Consider the following 339-nt stretch of genomic DNA (forward strand, 5'->3'; position numbering starts at 1 on the left):
CACACGTTGGTTGAACTACATCAGCAGTTGGTGTAGCTGGTGCATTTGGTACATCATTAATCGTTACTGATAAAGCTGTAGAAACACACGTAGGATCTGAAGTATTTCGAGCTGTTACACTATAAGTGCCAGAGGTTAAGTTAATAAAGTCTACTGAAGCCTGATAGTTCGTGCCATCAATACTGTATTCAAATCCTGCACCTAGTGGAGCTGTAATTGAAATTTTACCTGAAGGTACTGCACACGTTGGTTGAACTACATCAGCAGTTGGTGTAGCTGGTGCATTTGGTACATCATTAATCGTTACAGATAAAGCTGTAGAAACACACGTAGGATCTG

The 339-nt window shown here is 40.7% G+C and carries 1 protein-coding gene; it reads right to left on the minus strand.

Annotated elements, in window-relative coordinates; all coding sequences use genetic code 11:
• Positions 1–339, minus strand: a 339-nt coding sequence (locus G3A46_RS14110) for a hypothetical protein (RefSeq protein WP_165150774.1), incomplete at both ends; no start/stop codon positions are given.

Source organism: Aequorivita sp. KMM 9714, from assembly GCF_011065475.1.
GTDB classification, from domain to species: Bacteria; Bacteroidota; Bacteroidia; order Flavobacteriales; family Flavobacteriaceae; genus Aequorivita; species Aequorivita sinensis.